This is a genomic window from Mesorhizobium sp. M0140, assembly GCF_040322475.1.
Taxonomy (GTDB): Bacteria; Pseudomonadota; Alphaproteobacteria; order Rhizobiales; family Rhizobiaceae; genus Mesorhizobium.
In genome coordinates this window covers 148,119-167,400 of record NZ_JAMYTM010000003.1, presented here as the reverse complement: position 1 = coordinate 167,400, position 19,282 = coordinate 148,119, and the positions used below count along the sequence as shown (strand labels likewise).

General features: G+C 63.5%; 17 protein-coding genes and 1 riboswitch. Of the genes, 7 read left to right on the top strand and 10 right to left on the bottom strand.

The window, feature by feature from the left end; translation table 11 throughout:
• Nucleotides 1–18: 18 nt before the first annotated feature.
• The 4 genes from NKJ37_RS04525 to NKJ37_RS04510 are packed head-to-tail and all read right to left on the bottom strand — an operon-like array spanning nt 19 to nt 3,085.
• Nucleotides 19–318, bottom strand: coding sequence for a CcdB family protein (locus NKJ37_RS04525; protein WP_127297430.1), 300 nt, complete (start codon nt 316–318; stop codon nt 19–21).
• On the bottom strand, nt 318–560 hold the full coding sequence (locus tag NKJ37_RS04520; RefSeq protein ID WP_128305512.1) for a type II toxin-antitoxin system CcdA family antitoxin: 243 nt from the start codon (nt 558–560) through the stop codon (nt 318–320). The genes NKJ37_RS04525 and NKJ37_RS04520 overlap by 1 nt, the downstream gene beginning before the upstream one ends.
• A 58-nt stretch (nt 561–618) precedes the next feature.
• A complete protein-coding gene (locus tag NKJ37_RS04515; protein WP_352772919.1) occupies nt 619–2,439 on the bottom strand; it encodes an ABC-F family ATP-binding cassette domain-containing protein in 1,821 nt (606 codons plus the stop codon).
• A 1-nt stretch (nt 2,440) separates the two neighbouring features.
• Nucleotides 2,441–3,085, bottom strand: a complete 645-nt coding sequence (locus NKJ37_RS04510; RefSeq protein ID WP_127297429.1) for a thiamine diphosphokinase — start codon at nt 3,083–3,085, stop codon at nt 2,441–2,443.
• Between the two features lie 87 nt (nt 3,086–3,172).
• Nucleotides 3,173–3,287, top strand: a riboswitch (TPP riboswitch).
• A gap of 43 nt (nt 3,288–3,330) precedes the next feature.
• On the opposite strand from NKJ37_RS04510, the gene thiB reads away from it, so the two are divergent.
• The 4 genes from thiB to NKJ37_RS04490 all read left to right on the top strand — a co-directional run bounded on the left by thiB (nt 3,331) and on the right by NKJ37_RS04490 (nt 8,703).
• Nucleotides 3,331–4,329, top strand: coding sequence for a thiamine ABC transporter substrate binding subunit (thiB, locus tag NKJ37_RS04505; protein WP_127297428.1), 999 nt, complete (start codon nt 3,331–3,333; stop codon nt 4,327–4,329).
• Nucleotides 4,330–4,572: 243 nt separating this feature from the next.
• Nucleotides 4,573–6,192: a thiamine/thiamine pyrophosphate ABC transporter permease gene (gene thiP / locus NKJ37_RS04500; RefSeq protein ID WP_352772916.1), complete on the top strand. Its 1,620-nt coding sequence runs from the start codon at nt 4,573–4,575 to the stop codon at nt 6,190–6,192.
• Nucleotides 6,185–6,976, top strand: a complete 792-nt coding sequence (thiQ, locus tag NKJ37_RS04495) for a thiamine ABC transporter ATP-binding protein (RefSeq protein ID WP_352772913.1) — start codon at nt 6,185–6,187, stop codon at nt 6,974–6,976. The genes thiP and thiQ overlap by 8 nt, the downstream gene beginning before the upstream one ends.
• 257 nt (nt 6,977–7,233) lie before the next feature.
• Complete coding sequence (locus tag NKJ37_RS04490; protein ID WP_352773072.1) at nt 7,234–8,703, top strand: M48 family metalloprotease; 1,470 nt, start codon at nt 7,234–7,236, stop codon at nt 8,701–8,703.
• A gap of 21 nt (nt 8,704–8,724) precedes the next feature.
• Here the strand turns inward: NKJ37_RS04490 and NKJ37_RS04485 are convergent, their stop codons facing one another.
• Entirely contained in the window at nt 8,725–9,588 is an 864-nt protein-coding gene (locus NKJ37_RS04485) for an RNA polymerase factor sigma-32 (RefSeq protein ID WP_023814301.1), read from the bottom strand.
• Between the two features lie 323 nt (nt 9,589–9,911).
• Here NKJ37_RS04485 and NKJ37_RS04480 point away from each other — a divergent pair, with 323 nt between their 5' ends.
• From NKJ37_RS04480 to NKJ37_RS04470, 3 genes are all read left to right on the top strand, one after another.
• Nucleotides 9,912–10,685 carry an amino acid ABC transporter substrate-binding protein gene (locus NKJ37_RS04480; RefSeq protein WP_128305517.1) on the top strand — a complete coding sequence of 258 codons (774 nt, stop codon included), beginning with the start codon at nt 9,912–9,914 and terminating at the stop codon, nt 10,683–10,685.
• 139 nt (nt 10,686–10,824) lie between these two features.
• Complete coding sequence (locus NKJ37_RS04475; protein ID WP_031213968.1) at nt 10,825–11,505, top strand: amino acid ABC transporter permease; 681 nt, start codon at nt 10,825–10,827, stop codon at nt 11,503–11,505.
• Complete coding sequence (locus NKJ37_RS04470; protein WP_352772910.1) at nt 11,502–12,275, top strand: amino acid ABC transporter ATP-binding protein; 774 nt, start codon at nt 11,502–11,504, stop codon at nt 12,273–12,275. The genes NKJ37_RS04475 and NKJ37_RS04470 overlap by 4 nt, the downstream gene beginning before the upstream one ends.
• Nucleotides 12,276–12,371: 96 nt before the next feature.
• Here the strand turns inward: NKJ37_RS04470 and NKJ37_RS04465 are convergent.
• From NKJ37_RS04465 to NKJ37_RS04445, 5 genes are all read right to left on the bottom strand, one after another.
• A protein-coding gene (locus NKJ37_RS04465; RefSeq protein WP_502901976.1) for an IS3 family transposase occupies nt 12,372–13,714 on the bottom strand; the annotation gives its coding sequence in 2 pieces (ribosomal slippage) (nt 12,372–13,226 and nt 13,229–13,714; 1,341 coding nt in all).
• An 80-nt stretch (nt 13,715–13,794) separates the two neighbouring features.
• Nucleotides 13,795–14,376 carry a CarD family transcriptional regulator gene (locus NKJ37_RS04460; protein WP_013529179.1) on the bottom strand — a complete coding sequence of 194 codons (582 nt, stop codon included), beginning with the start codon at nt 14,374–14,376 and terminating at the stop codon, nt 13,795–13,797.
• 366 nt (nt 14,377–14,742) lie between these two features.
• Nucleotides 14,743–15,081, bottom strand: a complete 339-nt coding sequence (fdxA, locus tag NKJ37_RS04455; protein WP_023699302.1) for a ferredoxin FdxA — start codon at nt 15,079–15,081, stop codon at nt 14,743–14,745.
• A 234-nt stretch (nt 15,082–15,315) separates the two neighbouring features.
• Complete coding sequence (locus tag NKJ37_RS04450) at nt 15,316–15,702, bottom strand: RNA-binding S4 domain-containing protein (RefSeq protein WP_127297242.1); 387 nt, start codon at nt 15,700–15,702, stop codon at nt 15,316–15,318.
• A 16-nt stretch (nt 15,703–15,718) separates the two neighbouring features.
• Nucleotides 15,719–19,153: a helicase-related protein gene (locus NKJ37_RS04445; protein WP_352772907.1), complete on the bottom strand. Its 3,435-nt coding sequence runs from the start codon at nt 19,151–19,153 to the stop codon at nt 15,719–15,721.
• Nucleotides 19,154–19,282 lie beyond the last annotated feature (129 nt).

The following is a 19,282-nucleotide window of genomic DNA, read 5'->3' as shown; positions in this document are numbered from 1 at the left end:
GCCCGAAGCCTCGTTGACTCAGAAGCCCTGGAACAACATATCGAGCGCGGCGACGATGTCGTCGTGGTGCCGGGAGAGATTTCCCTCGGCATCCGGCAATTCAGAGGCCATCAAGGCTGACATGAACTGCGTGACCATTACATGATCTTTGCCATCGATAGCGAAGGTCGGATTTAGTCGGCGGCCCGGAACCGGTGCTATGTTGGGCGGCATCAACGGAATGACGACTCTTGTGCTCAGTCCTTCAAGAAGGTCGGACTGAACATCGAGAAAATAGCCGCCGCCTTCAGCATTCCGATAAAGATCGTAACGTGCCATCAAAACAGCCGGTATTTGGCTAATGGCAGTCCGTTGCGCCTGACATATTCATTGGAGCTTTCAATGGCTTCTTTGTTTTCCTCTTGCCATCGACGCGTCTTTTCCGCCGCAATCGCTTTCGCGATCCCCGCCTCGGCGGCACGGGAAATGTTGATGCCCAACGCTTTCGCGTCGCTGATCAACTGGGAATCGATGGACGTGTTGACGGATTGCCGTTGAGGTTTTGACGTCGATTGAAGCATGGAAATCGCTCTCTTTTATGCGCATAATGTAGGCGCATAAAAGTTCACACACAATCCCTTACCCTTCCATCTCCTCGCGCAGCATCTCCAGTTCCAGCCACTCTTCCTCCAGCGCCGCCAGCGTGGCGCGCTCCTTGTCGAGGGCGGCGATGGTTTTCTGGAAGGAGGCCGGGTCGCGCTCGTAATAGGCCGGATCGGCAATGTTGTTCTCCAGCCTTGAGATCGAAGCCGTCACAGCCTCGATTTTCTTGGGCAGCGATTCCAGCGCGAATTTCTGTTTGAACGACAGTTTCTTCGCCGGCCCCTTTGGCGCGGCCGCTTCACTTCTGGTCGTCACTGGCGCTTCGCCGTTTTCGGCCTTCGCACGCGCCTTGCGGTCGTCCAGCCTGGTGCCGCCGCGCTGCGCCAGCATGTCGGAGTAGCCGCCGGCATATTCGATCCAGCGGCCTTCACCATCCGGCGCGATCAGGCTGGTCACGGTGCGGTCGAGGAAATCGCGATCGTGGCTGACCAGGATGACGGTGCCGGCAAAGCCGGCGACCAGTTCCTGCAGCAGTTCCAGCGTCTCCATATCGAGATCGTTGGTCGGCTCGTCGAGCACCAGAAGGTTTGCCGGCCGCGCCAGCACCCGCGCCAGCAAGAGCCGTGCCCGTTCTCCGCCGGACAACTCGCGCACCGGCGTGCGTGCCTGCTCCGGCTTGAACAGGAAATCCTTCATGTAGGAGACGACGTGGCGCTGCTCGCCATTGATGACGAGGTTCTCGCCGCGCCCGTCGGTGAGATATTGCGCCAGCGTCTCCTGCGGGTCGACCGCCTCGCGCTTCTGGTCGAGCGTGGCGATCTCCAGATTGGTGCCGAGCCGCACCGAACCGGCGTCCGGCTTCATCTCGCCGGTCAGCATCTTCAAGAGCGTCGTCTTGCCGGCGCCGTTCGGCCCGACCAGGCCGACGCGATCGCCGCGCTGGATGCGGGTCGAAAACCCCTTGACCACGGTGAGATCGCCAAAGCTCTTCTCGATGTTCTTCGCCTCGATCACCAGCTTGCCGGACTCGGCGGCGTCGCTCGCCACCATGGTCGCCGACCCTTCGGCACCGCGATGGCCGCGAAAACGCTGGCGCATGGTCTGCAACTCGCCGAGCCGGCGCATGTTTCGCTTGCGCCGCGCCGTCACGCCGTAGCGCAGCCAATGCTCTTCGCGAACGATCTGGCGGCCGAGTTTATGCTGCTCGCGCTCTTCTTCCTCCAGGACCAGGTCGCGCCATTCCTCGAAATGGCCAAAGCCCTTGTCCAGCCTGCGGGTCTGGCCGCGATCGAGCCAGATGGTGGCGCGCGACACACGTTCGAGAAAGCGGCGGTCGTGCGAGATGACGATCAGTGCCGAGGAGGTGCGGATGAGTTCTTCTTCCAGCCATTCGATGACCGAGAGGTCGAGATGGTTGGTCGGCTCATCGAGCAGCAGGATGTCTGGCTCCGGCGCCATCACGCGGGCAAGGGCAGCACGCCTCGCCTCGCCTCCCGACAGATCATTCGGACGTTCCTCACCCGACAGTCCGAGATGCTCCATCAGATAGCTGGCTCGGTAGGGATCGTCGGCGGGGCCAAGCCCGGCCTGGACATAGGCGCGGACGGTGGCAAAGCCCTCCATGTCCGGCATCTGCGGCAAATAGCGGATAGTTGCCGAAGGCTGGCGGAACACCTCGCCGTCCTGCGGCTCGATCAGGCCAGCGGCGATCTTCAGCAGGGTCGACTTGCCCGACCCGTTGCGGCCGACCAGTGCAATCTTGTCGCCGGCCGAAGCCGTCAAGGCGGCGCCGTCGAGCAGCGGCGTGCCGCCGAAGGTCAGTTTTATCCCGTCGAGGTTGAGAAGAGGCGGGGCCATGTCAGCTTTCAGGTAAGGGATAGGGATGAGCGAGCAGCATCGCGCGGCCATGGTCCAGTGCGATTTCGAGGCGGCCCTTGACCTCGTTGGAGATGGTCAGCGACGAACCGAACGCCACCTTGACGTGGTTCAGCGGCCATTTGGCGCCGGTGACGGTCAGGCCGGCGAGCTCGGAAAAGCCGAGCACCGAAAACAGCGTGCCATCGGCATAGTCGAAGCCGGCCGTTCCGCGCAGCAGGGGAATGCCCTCCTGGGCGCCGCTGGTCAGGAGCACATCAGTCCCGGCCTCGGCCAGCCGGAGGGCAAGCGCCAGATGCAGGAAAGCGTGGTCGGCGCGCTTGCCGCCGAAAGCACCGGCGAGCACCAGGCGGGTCGCGCCGCGCTCGAGTGCGGCGGCAATGGCCAGTTCGCCATCGGTCTGGTCCTTTTCCGCCGGGAAGGTCCGGCGCGGCACGGAAGCGAGATCGTCAGGCAGCTTGGCTGGCACGGAATCGAAATCGCCCACCCACAGTTCGGGCACGAGACCCAGCAGCCGCGCATGCCCGATGCCGGCGTCGGCGGCGATGACGCGGGAGCCTTCGGCCTGGCGGTCGAGCCGTGGCGTGCGGATGAGATCGCCGCCAAGCAGGATGGTGAATGTGCTCATATCGTGTGGCCCTTACCAGCCCGGCACGGGAAACGGAAGGCGGCAAACTCCCACTTGCATGGGGGATCGGCCCGGCCTATGTGTCGAAACGCTCTAACGGGGTGCCGGACGCGATCTTCGCGGACCGGCTGAGAGGCAGTCTCGCCAACCCGCTGAACCTGATCCGGTTTGTACCGGCGGAGGGATTAGACGTTTCGGACAGTCCGACGCCTCAATTCCTTTCAATTCGAACGAAGGAGGCGCCGATGCGCACGCATTTATACGCTCTAGTCTCAGCAATGGCCGTGGTCCTGTCCGGACCGGCCTTGGCCAAGGACAAACTCACCGTCTACACCTATGAGAGCTTTACCGCCGACTGGGGTCCGGGTCCCGTGGTGAAGAAGGAGTTCGAGGCCGAATGCGGCTGCGATGTCGAGTTCGTCTCGGTCGCCGACGGCGTCGCGCTGCTCAACCGCGTCAGATTGGAAGGCGCGTCGACCAAGGCCGATATCGTGCTTGGCCTCGACACCAATCTCACCGCCGATGCCAAGGCGTCAGGCTTGTTCGCGCCGCATGGCGGCGTAACTGATGTCAACGTGCCGGGTGGCTGGAGCGACGATACTTTTGTCCCCTTTGACTACGGATATTTCGCCGTCGTCTACGACTCCGAGAAGCTGAAGAACCCGCCGAAAAGCCTGAAAGAACTGGTCGAGGGCAGTGCCGATGACAAGATCGTCATCCAGGATCCGCGCACCTCCACGCCGGGCCTCGGTCTGCTTCTGTGGGTCAAGTCGGTCTATGGCGACAAGGCGCCCGAGGCCTGGGCCAAGCTCAAGGCGAAAGTGCTGACCGTGACGCCGGGCTGGAGCGAGGCCTATGGGCTGTTCACCAAGGGCGAGGCGCCGATGGTGCTGTCCTACACGACGTCGCCGGCCTACCACATGGTCGCCGAGAAGACAGAGCGCTATCAGGCAGCGTCGTTCGAGGAGGGCGAGTATTTGCAGATAGAAGTCGCGGGTATCACCACGGCGGGGGCCAAGAACCCGCTGGCGGCCAAGTTCATCGCCTTCATGACCGGGCCGAAATTCCAGGATGCCATCCCCGAGACCAACTGGATGTTCCCGGCCGGCAAGACCGACAAGCCGCTCAATCCGGCCTTCGACAAATTGGTCAAGCCGACCAAGACCTTGCTGTTCAGCCCCGACGAGGTCGCCGCCAACCGCAAGGCCTGGGTCGATGAGTGGCTGGCGGTGATGAGCAAGTAGGCTTGCGAGTTCTTTTGATGTTCGCGCCACTCCACCCCCCTCTGGCCTGCCGGCAATCTCCCCCTCAAGGGGGGAGATTGGCAGCGTCGTTGCTGGTTATAGTCCGGCAACGTTGGAGACTAGCGGAAGCATGGGTGGCGGCCGATCTCCCCCCTGGAGGGGGAGATGTCCGGCAGGACAGAGGGGGGCGCCAAGGAACGCAATCCTTTGTAATTGCCGCGATGGAAAGAATGGTGGTCCAGCGTGCAACGCGCGTCTGACCCCCGCATCACTGCTGGCACCCTCGCGCTCGCCGCAATCGCGCTGCTGATCGGCGGCGCGTTTGCTGGCCTGCTTTTCGAGGGCGCCCATGATTTCTCGGGCGCCTGGGCAGCCTTCGATCCCTATCTGCTTCGCGTCATTCGCTTCACGCTCTGGCAAGCGGCTCTCTCGACGCTGCTTTCGGTCATCCCGGCGCTGTTCGTGGCGCGCGCTCTGTCGCGACATCCACGTTTCTTCGGTCGCGCCTTCATCCTGCAGATATTCGCCGTGCCGTTGGCGCTGCCGGCTATTGTCGCAGCGCTCGGCATTCTGGCGCTTTATGGCCGTGCCGGCTATTTCGCCGGCGTGTTTGCTGTGATGGGCGGGGGAAGCTGGCCGGGCATCTATGGCCTGTCCGGCATCCTCGTCGCCCATGTCTTCTTCAACCTGCCGCTGGCGACGCGGCTGTTCCTCGAGGCGCTGCAGACCATACCGGCCGACCAATGGCGGTTGGGGAGCCAGCTCGGCATGGCGGCGCGGCCGGCGTTCCGGCTGATCGAATGGCCAACGCTGCGCGCCGCACTGCCCGGCGTCGCCGGGCTGGTGTTCATGCTCTGCATCACATCCTTCACCATCGTGCTGACGCTCGGCGGCGGGCCGGCCGCGACGACGCTTGAGGTCGGCATCTACCAGGCGCTGCGCTTCGATTTCGATCCCGCGCGGGCCGTTACACTGACGCTGTTGCAGATCGCCTTGACCTTTATCGTTGTGCTGGCCCTGACGCGCCTGGGCGCCAATGTGGTCGGCGACACCAATTTGCCGGTCGCGCAACGCCGCTATCTCTCGGTCAATCGGAGCGAGACCTGGTTGAACGCGCTAGTCATCATCCTGGCGCTGCTGTTCGTCGTTGGGCCGATGGCGGCAACCGTGGTGGCCGGGTTGGGTGCGGACCTCGGCCGTTTGGCCAGCGAGGCCACTGTCCGGCAGGCAACGCTGACCAGCGCGGCGCTCGCCTTCCTGTCGGCGCTGCTTTCGGTGATGCTGTCGCTGGCGCTGACCATGGCGCGGCGGGCACTGGCGCTGAACCGCCGTGCCGGCGCAAAGACACTGCTCGAACGCGCCACCGATACAGGCGCCGGTTTTGTCCTTGTCGTGCCGCCGACCGTCGTCGGCGCCGGCTGGTTCCTGTTGCTGCGCCATGCCGGCGATGTCTTTGCCATCGCCCCGGTCATGGTCGTCACCGTCAATGCGGTGATGGCGATGCCGTTCGCCCTGCGCGCCGTGCGTCCCGCCTATGATGCGGCGAGCGAGCGTCACGAACGGCTCTGCGCACTGCTCGGCATTGCGGGCTGGAACCGGCTGATGCTGGTCGACTGGCCGTCGCTGCGGCGACCGCTCGCCACGGCCTTCGCTTTCGCCATGGCGCTGTCGCTCGGCGATCTCGGTGTCATTGCCCTGTTCGGCAGTGATTCCGTGCAGACATTGCCCTACCTTCTTCTGGCACGGATGGGCAGCTACCGCACCGAGGATGCCGCCGGCCTGGCACTGCTGCTCGGCCTCGTCTGTCTCGCGTTGATCGTGGCGGCGCACTGGCTGGGAAGGGAGAAGGTCCGCGATGCGTGAGAGGGCGGCCAACAGGCTCGAAAAGGGCGCGCCGGTGCGGCTGGACAATGTGTCGTTCAGTTATGGCAGCTATGGCGATGCGCCACTTGTCTTCGACGTCGAGTTCGCCACGGCGAAGATCACCGCCATCATGGGTCCGAGCGGTTCGGGCAAGTCGACGCTGCTCAATCTGGTCGCCGGCTTCGAGACCCCACAATCGGGCCGCGTGCTGATCGGCGGGGCCGATGTCAGCGCCGAGCCGGCCTCGGCGCGGCCGGTGTCGATGGTGTTCCAGGAGAACAATCTCTTCGCGCATCTTTCCGTTGAGCAGAATGTCGGGCTCGGCCGCTCGCCCTCCCTGGGACTGACCGAGGCGGACCGCGCCGCGGTCGCCGAGGCGCTTGCGCGCACCGGTCTCGCGGGCAAGGAGAAACGCCTGCCGCGCGAGCTCTCCGGGGGCGAACGCCAGCGCGTCGCACTGGCCCGCGTGCTGGTGCGCGACCGACCGGTGTTGCTGCTCGACGAGCCCTTCGCTTCGCTCGGACCCGCTTTGCGCGACGAGATGCTGGATCTGGTTGCTGCCGTTCATGCCGAACGCGCCATGACGGTGCTATTTGTCACCCACCAGCCCGAGGATGCACGCCGCATCGGCGAGCACATGGTGTTTGTCGACAATGGGTTGGTGGCCGCAACCGGCAAGGCTGATGATTTCTTCACCGGGGCTGGTCCGGAGGCGTTCCGACGCTATATCGGCGCGGGTGCTGGATATTCCACATCACGCGATGTTGCCCGGAAGCGGACATAATTTACGGTCAAACCGGCTCCAGGCGATGTGGCGTTTGCTTGCCATGACCGGGGGAGTGTGGCTAGGTCGCCCTACCGGTCCGGCACAGGCCGTGATTTGCCTGCAGTATCCGCCGCCCGCCCTAAGGGACGGGCAACGGATGCTGCAGCAGTTTGAGATAGCGCATGACACATTCCGAAGATCGCCCCCGATTTTCGTGGTCATGCGCCGGGACCCGAAAGGAAGCCGTTCTGGCGATCGGCGCTAACACATTGGGAATGAAACCGCTGGCGCGTTTTCTCGCGCTGGCCGGTTTTGCCGTGGCGTTGGCAAGCTGCCAGATGTTCACGCCACCGGAAGTTCAGGAATCCGGCTTCCAGCCTTCCGACAAGCCGATCACGGTGGACAATGTCGGCGCCAACAACAAGCTCGCCGCATTGGCCAAGGCGCAGCACCCGCGCATCCTGGCGACTTATGGCGGTGAATATTCCGACCCCAAGCTCGAGCGCATGGTCGCCAAGGTGGTCGGTAGTTTGACGGTGGTGTCCGCCAACCCGACACAGACCTATCGCATCACCATTTTGAATTCGCCCAACGTCAACGCCTTCGCGCTGCCGGGCGGCTATCTGTACATCACCCGCGGCCTGCTGGCGCTGGCCAATGATTCGGCCGAGCTTGCCGCCGTCATCGCGCATGAGATGGGCCACGTTACCGCCAATCACGGCCTGCAGCGCCAGCAACTGGAGGCCGAGGAAGGCCTGGCGACCAAGGTGGTTTCCGACGTGCTCGGCGACAGCCCGACCGCCAAGGCGGCGCTGATCCGCGGCAAGCTGAGGCTGGCGCAATTTTCGCGCAACCAGGAGCTGGAAGCCGACGCCATCGGCATCAAGTCGATCGGCGAGGCCGGCTACGATCCTTTCGCCGCCGGCCGCTTCCTGCAGTCGATGTCGGCCTATACCGATTTCCGCTCGATCAGTGGCGCCACCGACGCCAGCCTGGACTTCCTGGCCACGCACCCCAACACGCCGCAGCGCATCGATCTGGCGCAGCGCCATGCCCGCCAGTTCGGCGCGCCGGGCGTCGGCACGCGCGACCGCGATTCCTTCCTCGCCGGCATAGACGGCCTGCTCTATGGCGACACGCCCGAGGAAGGCTATGTGCGCGGCGAAACCTTCCTGCATCCGGGCCTTGGCGTGTCGTTCACGGTGCCGGACGGCTTCATCATCGACAATTCGGCGGCAGCGGTGACGGCCACCGGCCCCGGCGACATAGCGATCCGTTTCGATGGCGTCTCCATCGACAAGAACCGGGCGCTGACGGACTATATCCGCAGCGGCTGGGTGGCTGGTCTTGTCGACAGCAGCGTCAAGCAGGAAACCATCAACGGCAATGAGGCGGCGACCGCGCATGCCGTCGCCGAAGGGTGGCAGTTCGACATTGCGGTGATCCGCGCCGGCGGCCAGGTCTACCGGCTGCTGACCGCTGCCCCTTCCGCCAGCACGTCGCTGGATACGATCGCCCGCTCGGTCAGCGGCTCGTTCCGGATTTTGAGCGCTGCCGAAAAGGCGGCGCTGAAGCCGCTGCACATCCGCGTCGTCACCGTCCAGCCTGGGCAGACGATGGGTTCGCTTTCGGCGCAGATGGTCGGCGTCGACCGCAAGCTCGACCTGTTCCGCGTCCTCAATGCGCTGTCGCCCGGTGCCGCGGTTTCGGCCGGCGACAAGGTCAAGATCGTCACCGACAAGTAGGCGCCGCTGGACGCCTGCCGTTCAGGCGGCAGTCGCCATGAACTCCGGATTCTGCTTCACCAATGCGACCTTGAGCTTTTCCATGGCGCGGGCCTCGATCTGGCGGACGCGTTCCTTGGAGATGCCGAGCGTTTCGCCGAGCGCTTCGAGTGTGGCGCCCTCGTCGTTCAGCCGCCGTTCCTCGATGATCCTCAGCTCCCGTGCGTTGAGCGCGCGAAGCGCCTCCCTCAGCCAGAGCGAGCGGCGCGCGACATCGATCTTGTCGCCGACGATCTCGTCGGGCAGCGGATCGTCCGAAATCAGGAAATCCATGCGCTCGGTCGAACCCGCATCGTCGGCAATAGGCATGTTGAGCGAGGAGTCGGGCGCCGAGAGCCGCGAATCCATCATCGCCACATCGGCTTCGGAGACGCCAAGCGCCTCCGACACCTCGCGATAGAGCGTGGCGTTGGAGAGCGGCTCCGTGCCATTCGCCAACCGCGCGCGCAGGCGTCGCAAATTGAAGAACAGCGCCTTCTGGGCCGAGCTGGTGCCACCACGCACGATAGACCAGTTGCGCAGGATATAGTCCTGCATCGAGGCGCGAATCCACCATGTCGCATAGGTCGAGAACCGCACCTCGCGCTCCGGCTCGAAGCGGGCGGCGGCCTCGAGCAGTCCGACATGACCCTCCTGAACCAGGTCGCCGAGCGGCAGGCCGTAATGGCGGAATTTGGAGGCCATGGAAATGACCAGCCGCATATGGGCGACGGTGATGCTGTGCAGCGCGTTCTGGTCGTTGTCCTCTTTCCAGAGCAATGCAAGCCGATGCTCTTCGTCACGCTCGAGGTAGGGAGCCTTCATTGCCGCGCGGACCATGATCCGTCCTGCCGTGTCTTCCATCATGAGGCGCTCCCTGGGTGGTGCGGATGACTTTGCAAACTTGGCTGGCGCCCGGGTTGAAATGGCGGCGTCGTGCCCTACAACAGCCAGAACTGCCATGCGCGGGAAAGGTTCCGCGACCGTGGCGGCGGGATTGTGTTGCCTGAAGGATTCCCAGGACGGTTCGTGATGGCTGCGATGACGAGCAGAAAGTGCCATTTGGAGAATTAGGTTTCATAAACCGGTTGTTTTTGAAATTCTGTTCCTTATTTTTTCGGCTTGCATCTGTCAGTTTCCAGCGCTCACAAATATGCCGGCCAGCCGGCCAAGGACGGGATCACAGAAAAATGAAATGGCTCAAGTCGCTCATCATCGCCGGAACGCTGCAGGCCCTGGCTGTCACTGCAGGCCATGCCGGCGCCAATCTCGACCAGATCAAGCACGCCGGTGTCATCAAGGTCGGCACGGAAGGCACCTATGCGCCGTTCACCTACCATGACACGTCCGGTGCACTGGTCGGCTTCGACGTCGAAATCGCCAAGGCGATCGCCGACAAGCTTGGCGTCAAGGCCGAGTTCCTCGAAGGCAAGTGGGATGGACTGATCGCCGGCCTCGACGCCAATCGCTACGATGCCGTTATCAATCAGGTCGGCATCACCGACGCCCGCAAGGCAAAGTACGACTTCTCCGATCCCTACATCGCCTCTAAGGCGGTGCTGATCGTGCGCGGCGACAACACCGACATCAAGAGCTTCGCCGATCTCAAGGGCAAGAAGTCGGCGCAGTCGCTGACCTCGAATTTCGGCAAGCTGGCCGAAACGAACGGCGCCGAACTGGTCGGCACCGATGGCTTCGACCAGTCGATCCAGCTGCTTCTGACCGGCCGCGCCGACGCCACGATCAATGACAGTCTGTCGTTCCTCGACTTCAAGAAGCATAAGCCGGACGCCAATGTGAGGATCGCCGCGCAAGAGGAAAACGCCGACTATTCCGGCGTCATCGTGCGCAAGGGCGATCCGGAGCTGGTCGCCGCGATCAACAAGGCGCTGGCCGACATCAAGGCCGACGGCACCTACAAGAAGATCTCCGACACCTATTTCGGCCAAGACGTTTCGAAGTAATCCATGAGGCGGGCCGGTCCGCGGCCCATGAGACACATCGAGCGGCGAGCCGTCTTTGACGGCCCGCCGCTTTTGTCGTGATATGGCCGACGCATTCTTGCTTTGACCAAGCTGCTTCGACCAATCTGGAGGGTCTTACGTGCCGCACTGGCTGCAACTGATGCTGGAGTCGCTGCCTTCGCTCCTGTGGGCGGCGCTGATCTTCACCGTGCCGCTGACGCTATTGTCCTTTGCTCTCGGCTTGACGGTCGGCCTGGGTGCTGCACTCGCCCGGCTGTTCGGCCCCAAGCCGCTGGTCGCGCTGGTGCGCTTCTATGTCTGGATCTTCCGCGGTACGCCGCTGCTGGTGCAGCTGTTCCTCATCTTCTACGGCCTGCCGTCGGTCGGGATCCTGCTCGACGCCTTCACGGCGGCGCTGATCGGCTTTACCTTGAACATCGGCGCCTACACGTCGGAAATCATTCGCGCGGCAATAGGCTCGGTGCCGAAAGGCCAGTGGGAAGCCGCCTATTCGATCGGCATGACCTGGGGCCAGGCGATGCGGCGCACCATTCTGCCGCAAGCCGGCCGGGTCGCGGTGCCGCCGCTCTCCAACACCTTCATCTCGCTGGTCAAGGACACGTCGCTGGCCGCCGCCATCACCGTGCCGGAGATGTTCCAGGCGGCGCAGCGCATCGTCGCCACCACCTATGAGCCGCTGATCCTCTATGTCGAGGCGGCGATCCTTTATCTGGCGCTGAGTTCGGTGCTGTCGGCCTTGCAGACGCGGCTGGAGATCCGGCTCAACCGCTATGGCGGCTTCCTGGAGGCACGCTCATGATCGGCCTCAGCAACATCGAAAAGCGCTTCGGCGACAATCTCGTGTTGAAGGGCGTGACAGTCACCATTGCCGAAGGCAGCGTCACGGCGCTGGTCGGACCTTCGGGCGGGGGGAAGAGCACCCTGCTGCGCTGCATCAACCTCCTGGAGATTCCGACTTCGGGCACGGTGCGGATCGGCGACGAGACGCTCGAATTCCACCCCGGCGGCAGGGTTCCGGCCAGGGATATCCAGCGCCTGCGGCTGCAGACCGGCATGGTGTTCCAGAATTTTCAACTGTTTCCGCATCGCACCGCGATCGAGAATGTCATGGAAGGGCTGGTGACGGTGCTGAGATGGCCGCCTGAGAGGGCACGCGAGCGGGCGCTGGCTTTGCTGGAGAAGGTGGGGATGGCGCACAAGGCCGACGTTTGGCCAGCGACCTTGTCGGGCGGCCAGCAGCAGCGCGTGGCGATCGCCCGCGCGTTGGCGCCCTCACCGAAAGTGCTGCTCTGCGACGAGCCGACTTCGGCGCTCGACCCGGAACTGGCGCAAGAGGTGGTCGACGTGCTTGGCAAGCTCGCCAGCGAAGGCACGACCATGGTGATGGCGACGCATGATCTGCGCCTCGCCTCCAAGATCGCCCGGGAAGTGGTGTTCCTCGATGCCGGCGTCGTCGTCGAGAAAGGGCCGGCCGCGGTGCTGTTCAACAATCCGGAGCAGCAACGGACGAAGCGGTTCATTGCAACGCTGAAGCAGGAGGCTGAGAAGGAAGGCGGCGGCGAGGTGTAAGCGCGGCCCTCGATTCAGCACCATTTTCCAGAAAGCAAAAAACCCGGCGCGATGAACTGACCCCTTAAAGTTGGACAGTTTAAGGTGGCGGCAGATTTAAGGGCTGGTTCTGTATTGCACAGGGCTCAGCCCTTTCAGTTTCAGTTTGATGCGATCATGATTGTAGTAGTGGATGTAATCCTCGATGCTGGCCTTGAGGCTCTGAACGTTCTCGAAGGTATTGGGGTAGAAGAGCTCGGATTTGAGTGTTGCGAAGAAGCTCTCGATAGGTGCGTTGTCGAGGCAATTGCCTTTGCGTGACATGCTCTGGGCAATGCCTCGTGCCTGGAGCCTGCGCTGGTAGGCAGGCGTCTGATACTGCCATCCCTGATCGGAGTGTAGGATGGGCCGTTGGGTTTGGTCGAGCCGGTCCAGCGCTCTGGCGAGCATATTTTCCACCAGCTTGAAGAGTGGTCGCCTTGCGGTCTCGAAGGCGATGATCTCGCCATTATAAAGGTCCATGACCGGTGAGAGATAGAGTTTGTCGCCCGCCAGGTTGAACTCCGTCACATCGGTCACCCATTTATGGTTGGCGCTGTCAGCGTTGAACTGGCGTTGAATGAGATCGGGAGCCGTCCTTCCGATGCCGCCTTTGTAGGAGCGATACTTCTTCGGCCTGACCAGCGACTTCAATCCCATCTCCACCATCCGACACTGCACCGCCTTGTGATTGACGACATGACCGAGCCGGCGCAGTGCAGCAGCCACCCGGCGATAACCGTAGCGGCCCTTGTGGCTGTCGAAGACGGCTCTGATCTTCTCCTTGAGACCAGCATGGCGGTCGACGCGGGACGCCTTCTGTCGATAGTAGAACGTGCTGCGGGAAAGCCCTGCCAGTTTGAGCAGACCATCGAGCGGATAGAGCAGCCTTAACGCTTGGACAGCTTGCGCTTTTTGGGCGCGTGTCCCTGCGTTAAGGCCTCCAGTTTTTTTAGGTAGGCGTTCTCCATGCGCAGATGGTTCAGTTCCGCAAGCAGCTCTTCGCGGCTCTTGGTCTCATCACTCTGCGCCACGGGCGGCTCGCCAGGCGACGGCTGGTCTGACATCGATCGCGGCCTTCCTCTGCGGCGCGGCGCGAGCGCCTCTATCCCACCGGCTTCGTAGCGCCTCTCCCAGTCCGGAAGGCAGCCGGCGTTGCGGATATTGAACAGCGCGGCCGTCTGTCGGCAGGACAGTCCATCCTCCCACATCCGGTGCAGAACCGACAGCTTGAACTCGCCGTCATAGTGGCTGAGCTTGCGAGCGAGGCCGGCAACCCCGTGCGCTTGATAGCTCGCAACCCATTTGCGCACCGTTGCAGCATCTACGCCGTCGGCTGCACCGGCGCTCGCATAGCTCTCTTCACCACTCAAATAACGATCAACAACAGTGCGCTTCAAACTCTCGCTGTGTTTGGACATGAAAACCCCCGAAGGTTGATGTCCAACTTTCGGGGGTCAGTTCATTGGCCGGGCTTTTCATCAATTCAGAGGTGACGAGATCAGGCAGCTTCTTCCTGCTCGGCCTCTTCATTGTCGGCCTTGGCGCCACGCTTAGGGCCCTTGTTGAGGTTGACCTCGATCAAGCGCACGGCTTCGGTTTCCGACATGCGGTTGACGGCCGCGATCTCGCGGGCCATGCGGTCGAGCGCCGCCTCATAGAGCTGGCGCTCGGAATAGGACTGCTCCGGCTGGTTGTCGGCACGGTAGAGGTCGCGCACGACTTCCGAGATCGAGATCAGGTCGCCCGAATTGATCTTCGCATCATATTCCTGGGCACGGCGCGACCACATGGTGCGCTTGACGCGGGCGCGGCCCTGCACGACCTTCAGCGCGCGCTCGACATAATCCTCTTCCGACAGCTTGCGCATGCCGATGGAGGTCGCCTTGGCGACCGGCACCTTCAGGCGCATCTTGTCCTTCGAAAAGTCGATGACGAACAGTTCCAGCTTGTGTCCAGCAACTTCCTGCTCGTCGATCGAGACGATCTGGCCGACGCCGTGCGCCGGGTAGACGATGTACTCGCCGGTCTTGAAACCGTGACGCGCAGCGGTGGACTTCTTCTGCGGGGTGATCGTTGCCATTACGCCCTGAACTCCTTGTTGTGGCACCGGCGTCCTGCCGGTCCGAACTCGCGCGATCGGGGAAGCCGATCGTTAGCCGCACAACAGATGAACCCATCGGAAAAGCCGGACCGGCAAACGCGACATTGCGACCGCCTGGCCCAGATCGCTCTGGTCCGAATGGGATTTTCACCTTTCAGTGATTTGGGGCGTCTGCGCCATAAATCGACGTTGTGTCACCGGCATGTTTCGCTGATGTAACACAAAAAGTCGGAAGAATCAAGGTTTTGCTGCACAAGCGAAGGCCACAGGCCAGCGCCGCCTGTCAAGCCGGTTAATGCGACGTGCCTCTTACCCAGCGTAATACCGGCCTTTGCGGCCGTGTTGTCAATCGCCTTCGCCGGGCTCTGCCGAGAAGTATTTCTCGAACTTGCCGGCCTCGCCGTCGAAGGATTTGGCGTCGGCCGGCGGTTCCTTCTTGGCGGTGATGTTGGGCCATTTGTCGGCGTATTCGGTGTTGACCTGCAGCCATTTGTCGAGGCCGGGTTCGGTGTCAGGCTTGATCGCGTCGGCCGGGCATTCCGGCTCGCAAACGCCGCAGTCGATGCACTCGTCGGGATGGATGACGAGCATGTTCTCGCCTTCGTAGAAACAGTCGACCGGACAGACTTCGATGCAGTCCATGTATTTGCATTTGATGCAATTGTCGGTCACGACATAGGTCATCGGTCGGCTCCGGGACGTCCCATTTTGTTGGGCTTTTTCCGTCAGGTAACGCCTTTGTCGACCGCTTGCAAGGGTAGCCATTGCGGACGGTGCCGGTGTTTCCGGAATGGAATTCCAGACTGAAGGCCCGGCGGAAGTCAGTCATGTCCCGCAGAGCGTCTGTTTGCCGGGCTCAGTTCTCGCCTCAGGCGTGCCGTTGTCCCAAAACCGCTGCGTGTTTTTGGACGCCAGGCATCAGTCTTCGCCGAGCAATCGGTCGGTCTGGCGACGTTCCTTCTTGGTCGGGCGGCCGCTGCCGGCCTCGCGCAGCCCCGGAATTGCATCGGGAGGGGCTTCGCCCTTCGGTGCGGGCGGTGGCGACATGTCCTCGTAAAGCGTACGGGCCTCCTCGGCCGGGCCGCGCCGCGTACCGGCGCCGAGCACCTTCCAGATGAAGATGCGGCGCTCGAGCGTGATGGTCAGGACGTCGCCTGGCTTGACCTGATCGGAGGCCTGCGCTGCTTTGTCGCGATTGATGCGGACGCGGCCGGCGACGACCAGTTTTGCCGCCAGCGAGCGCGATTTCACGGCGCGTGAGAAGAACAGCCATTTGTCGATGCGCTGGCGGCCTTCGGCAACCATCGAAGCGAGCCGGGTTCTACTTCTTCAACTGGTCGCGCAATGCGGCGAGCTTGGCGAAGGGCGAATCCGGGTCGAAGCGCACCGGGCGCTCCTCGCGCGGCTTGGGCTGGAAGGCCGGCTTGCCGCCTTGCGGACCACCTTTGGCATCCGGCCTGCCACCCTTCCAGTCGGGACGGCCCTCACGGCGGTCGGGACGCTCGCCTTGCGGCCTGCCGTCACGCCGCTGTTCGCCTTCGGACTGCGGCTTGGGTTTGAATTTCGAGCGGTCGAAGCGCGGCTTGCCGGCTCCATCGCGCCGGCCTTCATGGGCAGGCCGTTCTCCGGGTGCAGCTACGGCCGGTGCGCCGGCGGTATCCACGGGTGCATCGCTTCGACCGCGCGCTTGTCCGTTGCGTGGGCGATTGTTCCTTCGGTTGTCGTCGCGGTTGCGCGGACGCTGTTCGAACCGGCCCTGACGCCACAACAGGATGGGTTTTGGCGCTTCGGCTTCCGGAGCGGGTTCGCCAGCGGCTGCTTCAGTCACCGCCACAGGTTCGTCCGGCGCGGCGTCCGTTGCCGGCGCGGCATTTGACACCAACTCGGCCGTTGCGGCTTCTTCTGCCGCTGCAACTTCGATCTCGGCAGTCTCAGTCTCTGCCTGCGGTTCAACCGGCGCCGGTTCGGCGACGTCGGGCGCAGCCTCGGCTACAGACGCTTCGTCTTGCACGGTTTCGACAGGAGCGTCCGCCTGTTCTTCCACGGCAGGCGCAGCAGGTTCAGCCGCGGCGTCGGAGGTGATTTCGGCGGGAATTTCGGCCGCGGTTTCCGAAACGGCCACTGCGTCCGATGCCGGCTCCGACCCTTCGACGGCTGCCTCTGCTGCGGCATCCGTTGCCGCGGCTTCCGCCGCTTCGGCCTGCTCGACTCGTGCAGCTTCTTCCGTCGCAAGCTTCGCCACCGCCGCTTCGCGCGCGGCATTGTCCTGTGCTTCGAGCCGCGCCTTGACCTCGACGGCCGGCTTCGGCTCGGCACGATAGCCGAGACCCTTGAGGATTTCTTCCATGTCGTCGGCGGTGGCGCCGAGGATCGACATCATCGGCGGCGTCACCATGAAGGACTGGCCGTCATAGGCGCCGTCCGGGCGCTGACCGAGGCCGGGCTTCCAGTTGGTCGCCGGACGGATCAGATCCGCCAGCCGTTCCAGTATGTCGATGCGCACGGCGCGACGGCCGAGATTGCGGTAGCCGGCAAGCTTGTAGAACGTCTTGTCGAAAGCAGGGTCGATCACCACCGAGGTGCGACCCGAGGCGAGCGCATGGACCACGTCGCCAAAGCCCGGCTTGTCCTTGCCGTCGTTCTTCAGCGCCCACAGCAATGTCACCAGCCCGGCAGGCGCCGGCTTGATCAGCGCCGGCACGAAGACATGGTAGGCGCCGAAGCGCACGCCAAGCCGGCGAAGGGCGGCGCGGCCTTCCTGGTCGAGCGACTTCATCTCCTCGGCGATGTCGCGGCGGTTGATGAGGCCGAAATTCTCGACCAGCTGGAAGGCGATGCCGCGGCCGATGCCAGAAATCTGGTCGGCGTTCCTGAGATCGACCAGCGGCTTCAGCAGCGACTCGATCTGGAAATTGACGAATCGCTCTGCACGCGCGGCGACCTTGTCGCGCGCCGGGCCGGTCAGCTGTTCGTCGGCCAGCAGCACCAGCCGCGGCTTCAGCGCGTCTTCGCCTGATACCAGCGTGCCGATCGGCGCGCCGATCCAGCGCAGCGTGCCGTCCGAGCCAAGCGCAATGTCGCCATTGGCCGAGGCGCCGAAGCGTTCGGCCCGGGCCTCGAACTCGGCGGCCAGCGCCTTCTGGGCGGCGGTGCGCACCGCCTTGGCGTCTTCACCGCCGGCGGTCTGGTCCGCGGTGAAGCGGAACCCTTGCAGCTCGCCGACATGATGGCCTTCGACAAGGACGGTTCCGGTAGGACTAATTTCGGCTTCAGGCATGGTATTTTCTCTAAGGCGCCGCATGAGGACGGAAGTCCTGCGGTCTACGAAGCGTTTCGTCAACCGCTCATGCAGCGCATCCGACAATCTGTCTTCGATTTCGCGCGTCTTTTCCTGCCAGTGTGCCTGATCGGCCAGCCAGCCGGGCCGGTTCGACACGAATGTCCAGGTGCGGATCTGGGCAATGCGATGCGACAGCGTGTCGATATCGCCCTCGGTGGTATCGGCGCGGCGCACCTGCTCGGCCATGTAATTCTCGTCGACATGGCCGTAGCGTGCGAGGTCCGTGTAAATGGAAGCGATGAGGTCGGCATGCTGCGCCGGCGCGATCCTGCGGTAGTCGGGCAGCGCGCAGGCTTCCCACAGCAGCGCCACGCGCTTGGCATTGGTGGTGAGTGCGCGAATGTCCTCGTCGCGCGACAGATGCTCGAGCGCCTGTGCATCGACGGCAGGCAATGCCCGCGTCAGTCCCTCGACGGGGGCGTTGGTCTCGATCGAGCGCTTCAGCGCGTCGAGGCTGGCAAAGTCGAAATGCGCGGTGCGCCACTGCAGCACCTTCACCGGATCGAAATCGTGGCCTTCGATCTTCTTGATCAGCTCTTCGTCCAGCGGGTCGACCTGGCCGGTGACACCGAACGTACCGTCACGCAGATGCCGGCCGGCGCGGCCGGCGATCTGGCCGAGCTCGGCCGCGGTCAGGTTGCGATACTGAAAGCCGTCGAACTTGCGGTTCTGGGCGAAGGCGACGTGGTCGAGATCGAGGTTGAGACCCATGCCGATGGCATCGGTGGCGATGAGGTAGTCGACATCGCCGGACTGGAACAGCGCCACCTGGGCGTTGCGGGTGCGCGGCGAGAGCGCGCCGAGCACGACGGCGGCACCGCCCTGCTGGCGGCGGATCAGCTCGGCGATGGCGTAGACCTCGTCGGCGGAAAAGGCGACGATCGCCGTGCGCCGCGGCAGGCGGGTCAGCTTCTTGGAGCCGGCATAGGCAAGATGCGACAGCCTCGGCCGCGTCACCACCGAGACACCCCTCAGCAGGCGCTGCAGAATGCCGTGCATGGTGGCTGCACCGAGCAGCAGCGTTTCCTGGCGGCCGCGCAGATGCAGGATGCGGTCGGTGAAGATGTGGCCGCGCTCGAGGTCGCCGGCGAGCTGCACTTCGTCGATGGCGACGAAGGCGGCGTCGGTCTCGCGCGGCATGGCCTCGACAGTGCAGACCGAATATCTGGCGCCCGGCGGCTGGATCTTTTCCTCGCCGGTGATCAGCGCCACTTTGTGGGCGCCGACCTTTTCGCAGACACGGGCGTAGACCTCGCGCGCCAGCAGCCTGAGCGGCAGGCCGATGATACCACTCTCATGCGCCACCATGCGCTCGATTGCGAGATGGGTCTTGCCGGTGTTGGTCGGCCCGAGCACGGCGGTCACGTCGCGGCCCGACAGGATCAGCGGCTCGGTGTGTTTGGGCTGGATGTTCATCAACCTAGAATAAGGCTTCTGGGACCTGGAAATAAGGCTTCTTGGCCTCTGGTTGTCGGGAGCGTGCCTCAAATGGCGCGTATGACAGGCGACACATAGGGATTTCGGGCGCGAAGCGAAAGCGGAATG